Source organism: Arthrobacter sp. Bz4, assembly GCF_003075455.1.
In the GTDB taxonomy this organism is placed as follows: Bacteria; Actinomycetota; Actinomycetes; order Actinomycetales; family Micrococcaceae; genus Arthrobacter_D.
In genome coordinates this window covers 57,689-71,040 of record NZ_QDAE01000013.1, presented here as the reverse complement: position 1 = coordinate 71,040, position 13,352 = coordinate 57,689, and the positions used below count along the sequence as shown (strand labels likewise).

Annotated in this window: 14 protein-coding genes and 2 pseudogenes; 6 read left to right on the top strand and 10 right to left on the bottom strand. The window is 64.9% G+C overall.

Annotated elements, in window-relative coordinates; all coding sequences use genetic code 11:
• The first annotated feature begins 97 nt into the window (after positions 1-97).
• Entirely contained in the window at positions 98-697 is a 600-nt protein-coding gene (locus DDA93_RS11055) for a sigma-70 family RNA polymerase sigma factor (RefSeq protein ID WP_165802621.1), read from the top strand.
• A complete protein-coding gene (locus DDA93_RS11050; protein WP_116778810.1) occupies positions 694-1,215 on the top strand; it encodes a hypothetical protein in 522 nt (173 codons plus the stop codon). The genes DDA93_RS11055 and DDA93_RS11050 overlap by 4 nt, the downstream gene beginning before the upstream one ends.
• Positions 1,216-1,248: 33 nt before the next feature.
• Here DDA93_RS11050 and pcp read toward each other — a convergent pair whose 3' ends face one another.
• Positions 1,249-1,902 carry a pyroglutamyl-peptidase I gene (gene pcp, locus DDA93_RS11045; protein WP_116778809.1) on the bottom strand — a complete coding sequence of 218 codons (654 nt, stop codon included), beginning with the start codon at positions 1,900-1,902 and terminating at the stop codon, positions 1,249-1,251.
• A 111-nt stretch (positions 1,903-2,013) separates the two neighbouring features.
• The gene (locus DDA93_RS11040; protein WP_116778808.1) at positions 2,014-3,210 is read right to left on the bottom strand and encodes a cysteine desulfurase-like protein; all 1,197 of its coding nucleotides are present in this window, start codon (positions 3,208-3,210) and stop codon (positions 2,014-2,016) included.
• 27 nt (positions 3,211-3,237) lie between these two features.
• Here DDA93_RS11040 and DDA93_RS16190 point away from each other — a divergent pair, with 27 nt between their 5' ends.
• Positions 3,238-3,531, top strand: coding sequence for a hypothetical protein (locus tag DDA93_RS16190; protein ID WP_133185496.1), 294 nt, complete (start codon positions 3,238-3,240; stop codon positions 3,529-3,531).
• A gap of 16 nt (positions 3,532-3,547) precedes the next feature.
• Here DDA93_RS16190 and DDA93_RS11030 read toward each other — a convergent pair whose 3' ends face one another.
• Positions 3,548-4,393 carry an ABC transporter permease subunit gene (locus DDA93_RS11030; RefSeq protein WP_116778806.1) on the bottom strand — a complete coding sequence of 282 codons (846 nt, stop codon included), beginning with the start codon at positions 4,391-4,393 and terminating at the stop codon, positions 3,548-3,550.
• The gene (locus DDA93_RS11025) at positions 4,390-5,403 is read right to left on the bottom strand and encodes an ABC transporter ATP-binding protein (RefSeq protein WP_116778805.1); all 1,014 of its coding nucleotides are present in this window, start codon (positions 5,401-5,403) and stop codon (positions 4,390-4,392) included. The genes DDA93_RS11030 and DDA93_RS11025 overlap by 4 nt, the downstream gene beginning before the upstream one ends.
• 80 nt (positions 5,404-5,483) lie before the next feature.
• Between DDA93_RS11025 and DDA93_RS11020 the strand changes: the two genes are divergently transcribed.
• Positions 5,484-6,545, top strand: a complete 1,062-nt coding sequence (locus DDA93_RS11020) for an Rv2578c family radical SAM protein (protein WP_207771337.1) — start codon at positions 5,484-5,486, stop codon at positions 6,543-6,545.
• A gap of 57 nt (positions 6,546-6,602) precedes the next feature.
• Here DDA93_RS11020 and DDA93_RS11015 read toward each other — a convergent pair whose 3' ends face one another.
• A complete protein-coding gene (locus DDA93_RS11015) occupies positions 6,603-7,058 on the bottom strand; it encodes a (deoxy)nucleoside triphosphate pyrophosphohydrolase (protein ID WP_243400602.1) in 456 nt (151 codons plus the stop codon).
• Positions 7,059-7,174: 116 nt separating this feature from the next.
• Here DDA93_RS11015 and DDA93_RS11010 point away from each other — a divergent pair, with 116 nt between their 5' ends.
• The gene (locus DDA93_RS11010; protein ID WP_019483415.1) at positions 7,175-8,404 is read left to right on the top strand and encodes an MFS transporter; all 1,230 of its coding nucleotides are present in this window, start codon (positions 7,175-7,177) and stop codon (positions 8,402-8,404) included.
• Here the strand turns inward: DDA93_RS11010 and DDA93_RS11005 are convergent.
• The 4 genes and pseudogenes from DDA93_RS11005 to infC form a co-directional block, all read right to left on the bottom strand.
• On the bottom strand, positions 8,397-9,308 hold the full coding sequence (locus tag DDA93_RS11005; protein ID WP_116778803.1) for an RNA methyltransferase: 912 nt from the start codon (positions 9,306-9,308) through the stop codon (positions 8,397-8,399). The genes DDA93_RS11010 and DDA93_RS11005 overlap by 8 nt on opposite strands.
• 75 nt (positions 9,309-9,383) lie before the next feature.
• Positions 9,384-9,806, bottom strand: a complete 423-nt coding sequence (gene rplT, locus DDA93_RS11000; RefSeq protein ID WP_116778802.1) for a 50S ribosomal protein L20 — start codon at positions 9,804-9,806, stop codon at positions 9,384-9,386.
• 99 nt (positions 9,807-9,905) lie between these two features.
• Positions 9,906-10,099, bottom strand: a pseudogene (rpmI, locus tag DDA93_RS10995) (50S ribosomal protein L35).
• Positions 10,100-10,210: 111 nt separating this feature from the next.
• The gene (gene infC / locus DDA93_RS10990; RefSeq protein WP_272942575.1) at positions 10,211-11,299 is read right to left on the bottom strand and encodes a translation initiation factor IF-3; all 1,089 of its coding nucleotides are present in this window, start codon (positions 11,297-11,299) and stop codon (positions 10,211-10,213) included.
• A 270-nt stretch (positions 11,300-11,569) separates the two neighbouring features.
• On the opposite strand from infC, the gene DDA93_RS10985 reads away from it, so the two are divergent.
• Positions 11,570-12,028: a DUF1844 domain-containing protein gene (locus DDA93_RS10985; RefSeq protein WP_116778801.1), complete on the top strand. Its 459-nt coding sequence runs from the start codon at positions 11,570-11,572 to the stop codon at positions 12,026-12,028.
• On the opposite strand, the pseudogene DDA93_RS10980 reads toward DDA93_RS10985, so the two are convergent.
• A pseudogene (locus DDA93_RS10980) lies at positions 12,021-13,345 on the bottom strand (MFS transporter). The gene DDA93_RS10985 and the pseudogene DDA93_RS10980 sit on opposite strands and share 8 nt — an antisense overlap.
• Positions 13,346-13,352: the final 7 nt, after the last annotated feature.

The following is a 13,352-nucleotide window of genomic DNA, read 5'->3' as shown; positions in this document are numbered from 1 at the left end:
GTGTGAAATTCCCAAGGGTCCGCGACGGTCGTTGCTGACTCCCAAACAACTGGTCCTGGGGTGCTTAAGCGTCACCCTGGTAGTGGCGGGAATTCTTTTGCCACCCGACCTTTCCGATGAGGGGCTGGCCAGCCTCGCCATCTTCGGCGTGGGCCTCTATGGATTCGGCTTGATCACCGTGGGCACGGCACTGCTTGTGACCGAGGTGATTCTCCCCGCCGTGAAGGAGGTGGAGTTCGGACTCCCCTCCGGCTACAGAATGGCCACAGCAGTCTCCTCCCGGGAGGAAGCACTGCGGGACGAATTCGACCGTCAGCGAGGGGATCTTGAACTCTGCGCTCAGTTGCTCTGTGATGACCCGGTGATAGCCCTGCGGCTACTTGAAGCGGCTTGGGCGAAGGCGGCCGCGGTATGGAAGGGGCCGGTGACTCCCGACATTCGAACGTTCGTGATTTGCCAGTTGGTCGACCTCGTCGATCTGCACCTGCACAACGCCGGGCGGATCAGGGCACCCTCGGCGGGTGGTTCGTTGCTGACAGCGCTTGATGGACCGGAACGCACGGCTGTGGTCCTCCGCGACTTCGCCGGACTTTCGCCCACCCAGATTGCTGTGATCACCAACCGGTCGGTGGACCGCGTGCGTGCCGATCTGCGAACCGGCAATGCCAAGGCAGATGCCCAGCGGGAAACGCCATGAACAGTCAGCTCCGCGACCGCCTCGCGGCTGAAGCAAGCGACCGGGCCCAATCCCATCCGGCTTTTGTCGACCGGGCACTGCAGGACGGTATGCGAGTGTATCGGCGGCACGTGGTTCTCGCCGTCACCGCCGCCGTAGCCTGCGCCGTGGCGCTGATCGCGATGGCCGCGTTGGCGCCCAGGCTGGTGTGGGGAAGCCCGGCCGAGGAACGGATTGTCGGTCTGATCATCGAGCCCGGAGCTGAAACAGTGCTTCTGGGCGGGACAGTCGAATTCGTCGCAGTGGCCCAGCTCCACGATGGCAGCACCCGACCAGTCGAGGGCCCAATCATCTGGAAGTCCTCCGACACCGGTACTGCGATCATCGCGACCTCGGGACAAGCCAAGTCGGTCTCCCCTGGCATCACTACCATCTCTGGCTCCCTTGACGGACAGGAGGAGCTGACGGGCCGAGCCTTCCTTAAGGTGCTGCGCGCCACCGTCGGGCCGAGAGTGTGGTGGGCTTCCCTTCCGCCCTGATCTCACCCGCCGACCCGATCGGGTGAGCGGTACCTAGTGTTCCGCCCCGGCGGCCAGGCGCAGGTCCGACGTCGTCTGCTGGCTCGTCAACGCGATGAGGCGAAGCGCGGTTGCCATCTCGGCAACGGGCATTCCGGGAACCCCGTGAACTGCTGCCTGTTCCACGGAATAGGGAACGTGGATGAAACCACCCCGAGGGCCGTCACCCTTGCGGTCGGTCGTGGTGGCCAGCTGGTCCATGAGCCCGTAAAAGACGTGATTGCACACATAGGTGCCGGCGGTCTGGGAAATTTCAGCGGCAATGCCAGCCTCGATCAAGTCCTGCAACGCCTGCTTGATCGGCAGGGTCGAGAAATACGCCGCCGGTCCGCCGACCCGAATCGGGGCATCGATGGGTTGGTTGCCTTCATTGTCGGGGATGCGGGCGTCGTCGATGTTGATCGCGACGCGTTCCAGCGAGATCCTCGTTCGCCCGCCGGCCTGACCCACGCAGAACACCAGTCTGGGGCGGTGCAGGGACACCGCAGCACGCAGGATGGCGATGCTTTCACCAAAGGTGCAGGGCAGCTCGACCGCAAGTGCATCGACCCCGTCAGCACGCAGGTCCTCGGCGGCCTGCTGCGCCGCCTGCCAGGACGGGTTGACTGTTTCGCCGCCGAACGGCTCGAATCCAGTGAGGAGAATCATGGGTCAAGCCTAGGCGACGCCCCACCCGAGTGGCGTAGGCGCACAGTAGTGGTTGCCCAACACCGCGTCCTCGGGTGCGCCACTCTTCTGGGCCGGGCACCGGTGCCCTGGTCAGGCGAGGAACGCGGTCAGCCCCTCGATCAGCCGTTGCACGTCGTCGAGGTTGGTGTAGGGCGCCAGACCCACCCGGAGCCCGCCCGCCGCTCCCAGCCCCAGCACGCCGACCGCTTCAATCGCATAAAAGTTGCTGGCGGGCACCAGGATGTCACGTTCGGCGAGAAACCGGCTGGCCGCGGCAGCGTCGTGGCCGTCGAAGGTGAGCAGCAGCGTCGAGGTCCGGACGGCGGCCCGGGAGTGGACTGTCACGGCCGGCAGCTGGGCTATTGCCGCCTCAAGAAGCGCCAGGAGTGACGCCTCATGCCGTTCGATGTCGGCGTGGGCCGCGGTGAGCTGTTCCCGGCGGGACCCGCCGTCGCCCAGGGTCGCAGTGAAGTCGATTGCCGCCGTAGTGCCAGCCATGATCTCGTACGGCAGGGTGCCAAGTTCAAAGCGTTCAGGGACCGCGTTGGTGGAGGGCAGCAGCTTCTCGGGAAACAGCGTCTCCAGCAGGGCTGGCGCTGCGGCGAGCACACCGCAATGGGGGCCCAGGAACTTGTAGGGCGAGCAGACGAAGAAGTCGGCGCCCAGCGCCCGCACATCCACGGCAGCGTGGGCGGCGTAGTGGACACCGTCGACGAACAGGAGGGCACCGGCGTCGTGCACCATCCCGGCAATAGCCCGGATGTCGGGCATGGTCCCGAGCAGGTTCGATGCTGCTGTGACGGCGACGAGCCGGGTGCGGGGGCTCAGCGCCTCCCGCAGTTCGTCCAGGCGCAATTCTGAGGTCTCAGTGTCGAAGCTGACCCAGCGGATGGTGGCGCCCCGCCGCTCGGCGGCCTGAACCCACGGCCGGACGTTGCAGTCGTGGTCCAGACGGGTCACGACCACCTCGTCGTCTGGCCCCCAGCCGGTGCTGAGGTGCTTGGCGAAGTCGTAGGTGAGTTGGGTGGCGCTGCGGCCGTAGACAATCCCGGACGGGTCCGCGTTGAGGAAATCCGCCATCGCCGACCTGAAGCTGAGGACCGCCGTATCAGCGTTGCGCTCCGACGCGACTGAGCTCCCCCGAATGGACAGCGGACCGGTGAGCGTATCAGCGATCGCCTGCCCCACGACGCGCGGTGTCTGGGTTCCGCCCGGACCATCGAAATGGGCGATCCCGGAGGCCAGGGACGGGAAGTGTGAACGCAGGCTCTCGACGTCGAGGGGCATGAGGTCCTTTCGGATGGCTGGCAGACGTTGCTCAAGCCTAAGGGGGAAACCCGCGACGAGCGGGAACTACGGCAGGTGGCAACTACGGCAAGTGGGAACTGCGACGGGTGGGGCCTTTTGACGGGCGGGCTGGTGCCCGGCCAGTTTGGCGAGTTGCAGGGCCTGCCGGAGTGGCTGCAAGCAGTGAGCCCGTTTCATCATTCCCCGGCCATGCCGGTTGAAGCTTTCGATCCCGTCCCGATTGTGGTGCTGGGCCTCGTAGCGGTTGGGGGTGCAGTCCTCGCCGCGTCCCTCATCCGGCACCGCGATCTCACTGGCTGAACCGACCCCTTCCCTCCTAGATCCCGACATCCCGTCGTTGCAAGGCGACCGCGCTGAGTCCGGCGAGCGCTGCCGAGATGCCCCATAGCCAGGCGGCAGCACCCCAGTCCGCCCCATTGGCCACCGGTGAGTTCCCATACGCCCAGTGGTAGGGCGAGAGGTTCAGCAACCACTGAAGATCGGGGCTTTGGCGTCCGACGGCGTTGGATACGTAGCTCAGCACTGCGACCCCGGCACCGGCCGCAAGGCCATAAAGCCTCCTGCCACTCACCGCCCCGACAAACAGGGCGGCCATCCCACTGAGGAGCGCGAGTCCCCCGAACAGGACCGTCGCACCAAAGAGGTCCTGAGTCTGAATCCCCAGCTCAGCGGGCTCGTTGAGGAGCAGCACGAGGATGAAGACGACAGCCGCGAGCGCGACAGTGCGCACCGCAATCGCCAGGGTCCGCTCCAACACCACTTGGGGTCTGGTGACCGCGTGCGCCAGCGTCAGTTCCAACTGGCCGGACTCCTCATCACCGGCCACCGCCGACGCACCCCAGGACACCGACGCGATGGTCAGGAGCAGGAAGCCGATCAGCCCAAAGATGGTGGCCTGCGTGTACCCGGGACCCGAGGCGATCTGATCATAGTTCAGTGCCCTGGTCATCTCCGGAGGTAGCGCGTTGATCATGTCCTGCATCTCGTCGCTGTTCCCGAGGGAAGGAAACAGCGGCAGGTACACCAGGATGGCAGCTGCGAGGCCCACGGCCCAGGCCAGGGTGGATCGCCAGTGATCAAGCAGCGCGCGCCTGAACAACGGCAGGATCCTGGCTGGGTCGGTCCGGCCGTCCCGGGTGGCTGGCGGTGCCGAATGACTCATGACCGGCTCCGCTCGCTGAATCCACGGGGGCCGGCCACGTCACCGCGGCGACCGGAGGCACCGGCAGCACTGGCAGCGCCCGTCCCGCCGGTGCCATCGTTCCCCCCGTTGCCATACAGGGTGAGCACTGATTCCTCGAGATCGGGTTCTTCAATGACCAGATCGGCGAGTTGGAGCGGTGCCAGGGCACGGATCAACGGCCGGATGGCGCCCTCGTGGGTGGCTGAGATTTCGGTGAGCTCGCCGGCCGTCTGAACTTCGATGGTGTGCAACCCCGGTACGTCCCGGAGCAGCAGCTCCAGCTCGGGCCCGGGGACACCGGTCACCGCGATCCGGATCTGGCGGTGGGCACCCTCCCGGAGGGCTGAGACGCTTGAGACCTGGACGATGTCGCCGTCGCGCAGGATGGCGACCCTGTCCGCGGCCTGCTGGACTTCGCTCAGGACATGTGAACTCAGGAAGATGGTCTGCCCCCGCTGCTGGGCTTCGCGCAGGAGTGCCCGGAACTCCTGCTGCATGAGCGGGTCGAGGCCACTGGTTGGTTCATCCAGAATCAGCACTTCGGGGTCATGCATGAAAGCCTGCACCAGCCCCAGCTTCTGTTTGTTGCCTTTGGACAGTTTGCGGGTATGGCGGTCCAGGTCCAGGTTGAAGCGTTCCGCCAGCTCGTCCGCTCGCCCCGGCCGCACCGCACCGCTGATGGCCGCATAGTGCGCCAGCAGCCGGCGTCCGGTGATCCGTTGCTCAAGGAATAGCTCACCCGGCAGGTAACCGATTTTGCGCCGCAGTTTAGGTCCCGCAGCGCCCGGATTCTCACCCAGAATCCTGATACTCCCGGCGCTCGGCCTGATGATGTCGAGCAGGCACCGCATGGTGGTGGTTTTTCCTGCACCGTTGGGCCCGATAACGCCGAAGACTTCGCCGCGTTCCACCCCAAAATCGATGCCGTGCAGGACATCCCGGCGACCAAACGATTTCCGGAGGCCCTTGACCTCGATCACCTGGCCCATGGCACGCACCACCTTCCTGAGTTCACAGCTTACAAGCAGTCCTCCCCCAACCACAGTAGAACGTATGTTCTAATATATTCATGCGATGGGCTGGTCAGAGTACGACGACGACGACGCCGGCTCCTCAGGAGCCGCTGCTGCCCCTGAGCGGCCTGGTCCGGACTGTCAGGACGCCAGAATTTGCGGGCATCACGTTCCACGAGGTGCTCGCCAAGTCGGCGCTGAACCGGGTACCCGGCAATTCCAGCATGCCGTTCCACTGGACCATCAACCCCTACCGCGGTTGCTCCCACGCCTGCGTCTACTGTTTCGCCCGAAAGACCCACAGCTACCTGAACCTCGACACTGGGTTGGACTTCGACTCCCAACTGGTGGTCAAGACCAATGTGGGTGAAGTGGTGCGCCGCGAACTGTCCCGCCGGTCCTGGCAGCGGGAACATGTCGCGATGGGCACCAACACCGATCCGTACCAGCGGGCCGAGGGCCGCTACCGGCTGATGCCCGACATCATCACCGCTCTCGCCGATTCGGGGACACCGTTCTCCATCCTCACGAAGGGCACCCTCCTGGCACGGGATATCCCGCTCCTGAAGAAAGCATCTTCAGCGGTGCAGATTGGGATGGGAATCTCGCTCGCCATTATCGACCCCGCACTAGCCCATGCGGTGCAACCCGGTACACCCAGCCCCAAGGCACGGCTCGAGCTGATCAGCCGCCTGCGCGACGCTGGATTGCCCTGCGGGGTTCTGGCAATGCCGATCCTGCCGTGGCTGACCGACGATGACGAGTCACTCGATGCATTGTTTGGCGCCCTGGCCGCTGCCGGTGCCACTGGAGTCTCGGCGGGCGCCCTTCATCTACGGCCCGGGGCCCGGGAGTGGTACCTGGAATGGCTGGCGGAGAATCACCCGGCGCTGGTGGGCCGGTACCGGCGCCTGTATCGCGGCGGGAGCTATGCATCCAAGGAGTACCGCACCTGGCTGTCGGGGCGGATTCGGCAGCACCGGGCTAATCACGGGTTCACCTCCGGGGCGCAGTTCTTTCGAGAGCTTCAGCCAGGACCTCCCGGAGTCAGCGAAACGGCTGCTACGGCTACCGTGCGCCCTGCACACGCTACGGATGCGGAGCCGACACTGTTCTAGAACCGGCACTGTTCTAAAGCCAGCACTGTTCTAGAAGCGGAGCGAGAGCTCCCCGGTCTACTGTTGAGCCGCTCCGGCATGGCAGGTCTTCGTCAGCACCGCGTCAACGATGGGGCGGTCGGCAGGGATCCAGGCGAGGTCGGCCAACTCAGTGGAACCGGCAAGGGGAACCCAGGAGAGAACATCATGGTCTTCCAGCGGCCGGGGTTCACCGGTGGTGACCTCGGCTAGCCAGACCCGCATGACGGCGCGTTCGTTCAGCGCCCAGCCACCGGGTACCGGCCCGACAATCTCAGCGCCGAGCTCAACTTCGACCCCAAGCTCCTCCAGGAGCTCCCGATGCAGTGCGGCTGTGTCCGTTTCCCCCGCCTCGACCTTCCCCCCGGGGAATTCCCACATGCCGGCGAACTGCTCGGGCGCCGTACGACGGGCGGCAAGCAGCCGGGTGGGGTGAGTCAAGGAATCGACGATCGCTGCGCCGACAATCTGGCGGGGTAACTGGTCAACTGGCACGAACCGAGTGTAGCTGGCGGTACCGGCCCGGCTACAGTTGAAATAGACAACGGCGTCGATGCGTTGCGCTCTACAGAGCAACGCCACCAACACCATCTGATGCCGAAACGAGTTCCATGTCTGACGCCCGACGCACCCTCACCCCACGGCAGCTGAACTTCGCCATCATCGCCCTCGCCATGGGCGGCTTCGGTATCGGCACCACCGAGTTCGCCATCATGGGTCTCCTGCAGGAGATGGTGGGCGACCTTGATATCTCCATTCCCGAGGGTGGGCATGTCATCTCGGCCTACGCGATCGGCGTCGTCATCGGCGCTCCCCTGCTCGCTGCCCTCGGCGCCCGGTTGCCCCGCAAAGGGATGGCGCTGGGGCTGATGGTTCTCTTCACCGTCGGGAACCTGTCGTCCTATTTCGCCGCCGACTACGGCTGGCTGTTGTTTTCCCGTTTCATGTCGGGTCTCCCCCACGGCGCGTACTTCGGCATCGCGGCTGTCATTGCCGCGTCCCTCTCGGCGCCCACGCGCCGGGCGCACGCCGTGGCCATGGTGATGCTGGGGCTCAGTATCGCCAACGTCATCGGAGTACCGTTCGCCACCTGGTTGGGTCAGATGTTCGGGTGGCGGACCATGTTCCTTCTGGTGGGTGTCATTGGGGTGGTCACTATCTGGATGATTTCCCGCAGCGTCCCTCACCAGCAGGTCCTGCAGAATGCGAGTATCCGCCGGGAGCTGGGCGCCTTGCAACGTGGCCAGGTGTGGATGACGCTGCTGATCGGCACAGTTGGCTTCGGTGGTTTCTTCGCTGTCTACTCCTACATCTCCCCGACCATGACCGAGGTCACGGGCCTCCCCGAAGCGACCTTGCCGTTCGTCGTTGCCCTCTATGGTCTGGGCATGGTGACCGGGAACATTATTGGCGGCCGCCTGGCCGACATTTCCGTGATGGGCACCATCTACTGGGTGATGGGCGTGATCGCCGCCGCGCTGGTGGCGTTCTCCTTCGCCGTTCAGTGGGCGCCAACCGCCCTGCTGTTCGTCTTCCTGGTCGGTGCGATTGGCGCCATGCTGATTCCGTCGCTTCAGGTCCGCCTGCTCGACGTCTCCCCTGACGCGCCGTCCCTCGCCTCGTCCCTGAACCATGCAGCACTCAATATTGCCAACGCCCTGGGCGCGTTCCTGGGCGGCGCGGTGATCGCCGCTGGCTGGGGGTACACGGCTCCGGCACTGGTCGGTGCGGTGTTGGCCGTCATCGGGCTTGCTGTGGCCTTGGTCAGCGGGCGGATGGACCGGGGAACCAGGACGCCCCGGCCGACTGAACATTCGGCGGTCGGCCAGGGCCTCAGCTGAGGCGCTGCGCCCTCGCGGAGGCGTAAAGGCAGACGGTTGCGGCGGTCCCCACGTTGAGGCTTTCCGCCCGACCATAGATGGGCACTGCCACCCGGTGGTCCGCGCCCTTCAAAACGACGTCGGGCAGCCCCTGCGCTTCGTTACCGAAGAGCCAGGCCGTCGGGGCTTCCAGTCGAGCTGCACTGCTCCCGTCCCCAGCGTTCTCGGCTGAGGGTGCCAGCCGCCGTCGTGCACTGCCTTCCTGCAGGGTGTCGAGGTCGACGTCGCCGTATCCGTCGGCTGCCAGCACGGTGATCCCGCGCTCCCGCAGCGAGGTGAGCACCAGGTCAAGGTCGGCGCCCAGGACCACCGGCAAGTGAAACAGTGACCCGACAGTTGACCGGACAGCCTTCGGGTTGTAGAGGTCAACGCTCGACGACGTCAACACCACCGCGTCGGCGCCAGCGGAATCGGCTGCCCGCAGGATGGTTCCCGCGTTGCCGGGATCGCGCACTTCCACCATCACGGCAACTAGCCGGGGCTCCCTGGCGAGCATCGCTTCGAGCGGGACATCGACAAACGAACACACCGCGATGACACCCTGCGGCGTCACCGTCGAAGACATTGCGGCCAGCACTTCCTCAGTCACCAGCCGTGGGGCTGGCTGTCCTTCGAACAGTCCAAGCTCGGCGTGCCGGTCCAGGCATTCCTCGGTGATGAACAGTTCCTCGATGACCTCCGGCTCGCCCGCAGCGTGGCGCGCCGAATGCAATGCCAATGCTTCCCGAACGGATTGAGGCCCCTCGGCGAGAAACCGGCCCTGCCTTAAACGGGCCGGACGCCCAGCGAGCCGAGCCACTTCCTTGACCCGATCAGCTCGGGGGTTGGTCATGGGCGGTGCCGCTGGGCGTCCGGTGTTAGTCATGTACTGATGTTCTCAGTATTTTGGGTCTTCCCCGTAATCCGGGTGAGACCGAACCGAGAAGGGTAAGACGAAAGCTTAGGCGTTTGCCTTGGCTGGTGCCTTGGTGGCTGACGCCTGGGCGCCGGCTGGTGCTGAGGTGTCCGCAGGCAGCGAATCCTTGGCAATCTGTACCAGTGCGGAGAACGCGTTGGCGTCAGATACTGCAAGCTCGGCCAGCATACGGCGGTCAACCTGGATCTCGGCGGCCTTCAGGCCCTGGATCAGACGGTTGTAGGTCAGGCCGTTGGCGCGGGACGCAGCGTTAATGCGCTGGATCCAGAGGCGACGGAAGTCACCCTTGCGCTTGCGACGGTCACCGTAGCTGTACACAAATGAGTGCAGCAGCTGCTCTTTGGCCTTGCGGTACAGGCGTGAACGCTGCCCACGGTAGCCCTTCGCCCGCTCGAGAATTACCCGACGCTTCTTGTGGGCGTTTACCGCCCGCTTCACACGTGCCACGTGCGTACTCCTTCAGTAGATCTACCGGGTGATGATGTTCAGCGCTGTCCTGCAGTGTGCAGGAGACTGGCGCAAGCCCGGTTAAGTGGTTTGGGTGAGTTAGATGCCGAGCATCTTTTTGATGACCTTGGTGTCGGCCTTCGAGACGATCTTGTCGCTACCGAGACGGCGAGTCAGCGTGGAGGGCTTGTGCTCCAGGTAGTGGCGGCGGTTAGCTGCTGGCGCTTGAGCTTGCCGCTTCCGGTCAGCTTGAAACGCTTCTTGACACCACTGTGGGTCTTCATCTTCGGCATGAGAACCGATCTCCTTTGGTTTCCACCAGCTGTTGCAGGCGGGTCGTACGGCACCCGCGGGGGTGCCTGCGGGTTTATTCGGGCGCCTGGCGGCTCCGGGGGACGTAATCCCTAGTCGGAGGTTCCGGGCTTAGGCCGGCTCGGCGTGCTCCGGGGAGCTGCCTTGCTGGCAGGTTTGGGTGTTGCTGGCTTGGGCATGGCCATCGGCTTGGGAGCCGCGGTTGGCTTCGGCGCTGCAGCGGGCTTGGGAGCAGCTGCTGGTTTCTCAGCTGCCTTCGCACCGGCCGCCTTGGCTGGAGCCTTCGGTGCTTCAGCAGCGGCTTTCTCGGCAGCTTTCGCTGCCTTGGCTGCCTCGGCTGCTGCGACTTCCTGATCCGCCTTGTCCTGGATAGCCTTCTCGCGGTCGACGATTTCCTGCGCCGCGGCCTCCTTGGCTGCAACTTCGGCCGCAATCACTTCCTGTGCTGCGGCTTCTTCGGCCGCCTCCTGGGAAGCGGTGGTTGAGTAGCCGTCGGGCAGCAGGTCCGCGAGGCTCTGCGTCATGGGCGCCTTGTCCGGGGTGGTATCCACCTTCTCGGTACCAGCCTTCACCGCCTCATTCGCAGCCTTGGCATCGGCGCGCTGGGTAGCGCGTCGCGCTTCAGCCTTTGCCTCAGCCTTGTTCTTGACCGGACCAATGACCATGACCATGTTGCGACCGTCGATGCGGGGGGTCGATTCAACGATTCCCACCTCGGCAACGTCCTCAGCGAACTTCTGCAGCAGGCGAATACCCATTTCGGGTCGCTGCTGCTCGCGTCCACGGAACTGAATCATGGCCTTGACCTTGTCGCCTGCGCCCAGGAAGCGCATTGCATGTCCGCGCTTGGTCTCGTAATCATGAGTGTCAATCTTCAGGCGGAACCGGATCTCCTTGAGAACGGTGTTCGTCTGGTTCTTGCGCGCCTCACGAGCCTTGACCGCGGCCTCATACTTGTACTTGCCAAAATCCATGAGCTTGGCAACCGGAGGCTTGGCCTGCGGTGCAACCTCAACAAGATCCAGGTCTGACTCGGAGGCAAGACGGAGAGCATCCTCAATACGGACGATGCCTACCTGTTCGCCCGCAGGTCCTACCAACCGCACCTCTGGGACGCGGATACGATCATTGATTCTTGGCTCGCTAATGTGTTGCTCCTGAAATCTTTGAAGTAATACCACCTGCAATAGAAGAAGGCCCCCGACTGCACGTGCAATCAGAGGCCTCGATGATCGGTTACTTCCACTGCGAGTGGAAGCGTACTGTCAAGAAATGTCTTGACGATCGTACGTACCGACCTGTTACCCGGCTGCCACCATGTTTCGCAACGAAACACCTGGCAATCGCGGGTGGGAGGAAACTCCGCTTGCAAACTGGAAGTGATCTTTTTCATGCCTCGTGTGGGTGCATGAAATAGTGACCTCCAGTCGGTCTGTGACAAGCTTACCAGCATGAGTACTCCGGCCAGTAATCCAGACAGCGAACGCAACATCTTCCAGGCACCCGGCGACGACGGCGGTTCCGCTGGCCCCCCGGACCAGCCATCACTCCAGGACCCCCTGGACCAAACCGCCGACGACGGTCGCCAGGTTCGCCGCGACATCGCCGAGGTCAGTGCCGTGGAGCTGATCATGACCTCCGCGCTGCACCTGATGAGCGCCGCAGCCGTGAAATGCGGCCTGGCAGAAGGCGACGACGCCGAGGAACTCAAGGATCTTGACGAGGCCCGCAAGATCATCACGGCACTGGCCGGGTTTGTCACTGCCGCTGCCCCCGAGATCGGGGGCCAGCACGCCGGGCCGCTGCGCGACGGGCTCCGCTCACTGCAGCTGGCCTTCCGCGAAGCGTCGGTCATTCAGGACGCGCCAGGTCAGGGCCCCGGCGAAAAATTCACCGGCGCGGTCAACTAGCCCGCCGTCGTCGTGCCTGCTGGGCGCCTAGGCCCAGCAGGCAGATCAGTACCGCGACCGACCCCACGGCGGTGAAGGCCGCGGACGGGCCCACCGTGTCGATGGTGATGCCGGCCAGTGGTGCACCCAGCGCCACCCCCGAGGTGAGTGCCGAGCCATACCATCCCATCGCCTCGCCACGCCGTTCCTCGACCACTAGGTCGGCCACCCGTTCGGACGCCGCCGACAGGACCGGTGCGCACAATAGTCCCGGCAGGATCGAGAGCAGGCACAGTGCCAGGGTGTTTTCGGCGAAACCCATGGGGATGGTGAACAGCCCCATGAGCAGGAGGAGCACGAGCGGGGACACCGGCCGGTGCAGTGCACCATAGATCAGGCCGCCCACCACCGATGCGGCACACCAGGCGGCGAAGACCAGCCCGAGTTCACCCTCCCGGCCCGACTCCTCGAGCGCGGCGACGATCCCCACCTCGGTACCGGCCAGCACCAGTCCTGCCCCGGCAGCCACCACCAGGACCACCGCCACCGCCACCGTCAGCCAGACGAAGCTGCCCGCCAGCCGCTCTTTGACCCGCTGACGTCCCTTCGCCCCTTGACGACCGTGTGCTGCGCGTCCTCCCGGGTACAGTTCGGCCGACGCTTCGGTGACGTGCGCTGGCGCCGATGCGACCAGTGCACCGACGGCGGCGGCTCGTCCTCGGCTTCGGTCGGGGGCCGGGAAACAGCTCCCAGCTGCTCGCTCCGGGTCGGTGGGTTGAACCACATCAGGAAGAGACCGGCACCGGCGGTGGCCAGCCCCACCAGGGTGAGGCCAAAGACCGTCGAGACCTGGGTGGCCAGGACAACGCCCAGCGCCGGTCCCACCATAAAGATCATCTCGGTGCTGATCGCGTCAAGGGTGAACGCGGTCCGTCGCTTCTCCCCGGACACCATCACGCCCAGGGACTGGCGAACCACCGAGAAGGCGGGCAGGGTGAACAACCCACCGATCAGAGCGGCGACGAGCAGCCACTCGTAGGACAGCTGGGGTGCCACAGACCAGATCACCGCTTCGGCGATCACGGACGGAATCAGTGCCTTGCGCAGCCTCGCGCTGTCGACCCGACGGCCCCGCCAGGGTGCGCCGACGGCGATGCCAATCGTCAGAAGAGCCGCGACAGCGCCGGCTTCCGCGTACCCACGGTCGAGGGTCTGCACCACATGAAGGGTCAGCAGGACCCCGGCCGCGGAGTGCGGGAATCTGGCGATCATTCCGACGATGAGCAGACGCCGCACCGGGACAATACGGAGCAGCTCCCGGTAGAGGGCAAAATTCACTGGTTCA

Bases quoted from the DNA above. Each gene is read 5' to 3' on its own strand.
- DDA93_RS11050 (WP_116778810.1), top strand. From the start codon at position 694: ATGAACAGTCAGCTCCGCGACCGCCTCGCGGCTGAAGCAAGCGACCGG.
- pcp (WP_116778809.1), bottom strand. From the start codon at position 1,902: ATGATTCTCCTCACTGGATTCGAGCCGTTCGGCGGCGAAACAGTCAAC.
- DDA93_RS11040 (WP_116778808.1), bottom strand. From the start codon at position 3,210: ATGCCCCTCGACGTCGAGAGCCTGCGTTCACACTTCCCGTCCCTGGCC.
- DDA93_RS11030 (WP_116778806.1), bottom strand. From the start codon at position 4,393: ATGAGTCATTCGGCACCGCCAGCCACCCGGGACGGCCGGACCGACCCA.
- DDA93_RS11025 (WP_116778805.1), bottom strand. From the start codon at position 5,403: ATGGGCCAGGTGATCGAGGTCAAGGGCCTCCGGAAATCGTTTGGTCGC.
- DDA93_RS11020 (WP_207771337.1), top strand. From the start codon at position 5,484: ATGCGATGGGCTGGTCAGAGTACGACGACGACGACGCCGGCTCCTCAG.
- DDA93_RS11010 (WP_019483415.1), top strand. From the start codon at position 7,175: ATGTCTGACGCCCGACGCACCCTCACCCCACGGCAGCTGAACTTCGCC.
- DDA93_RS11005 (WP_116778803.1), bottom strand. From the start codon at position 9,308: ATGACTAACACCGGACGCCCAGCGGCACCGCCCATGACCAACCCCCGA.
- DDA93_RS10985 (WP_116778801.1), top strand. From the start codon at position 11,570: ATGAGTACTCCGGCCAGTAATCCAGACAGCGAACGCAACATCTTCCAG.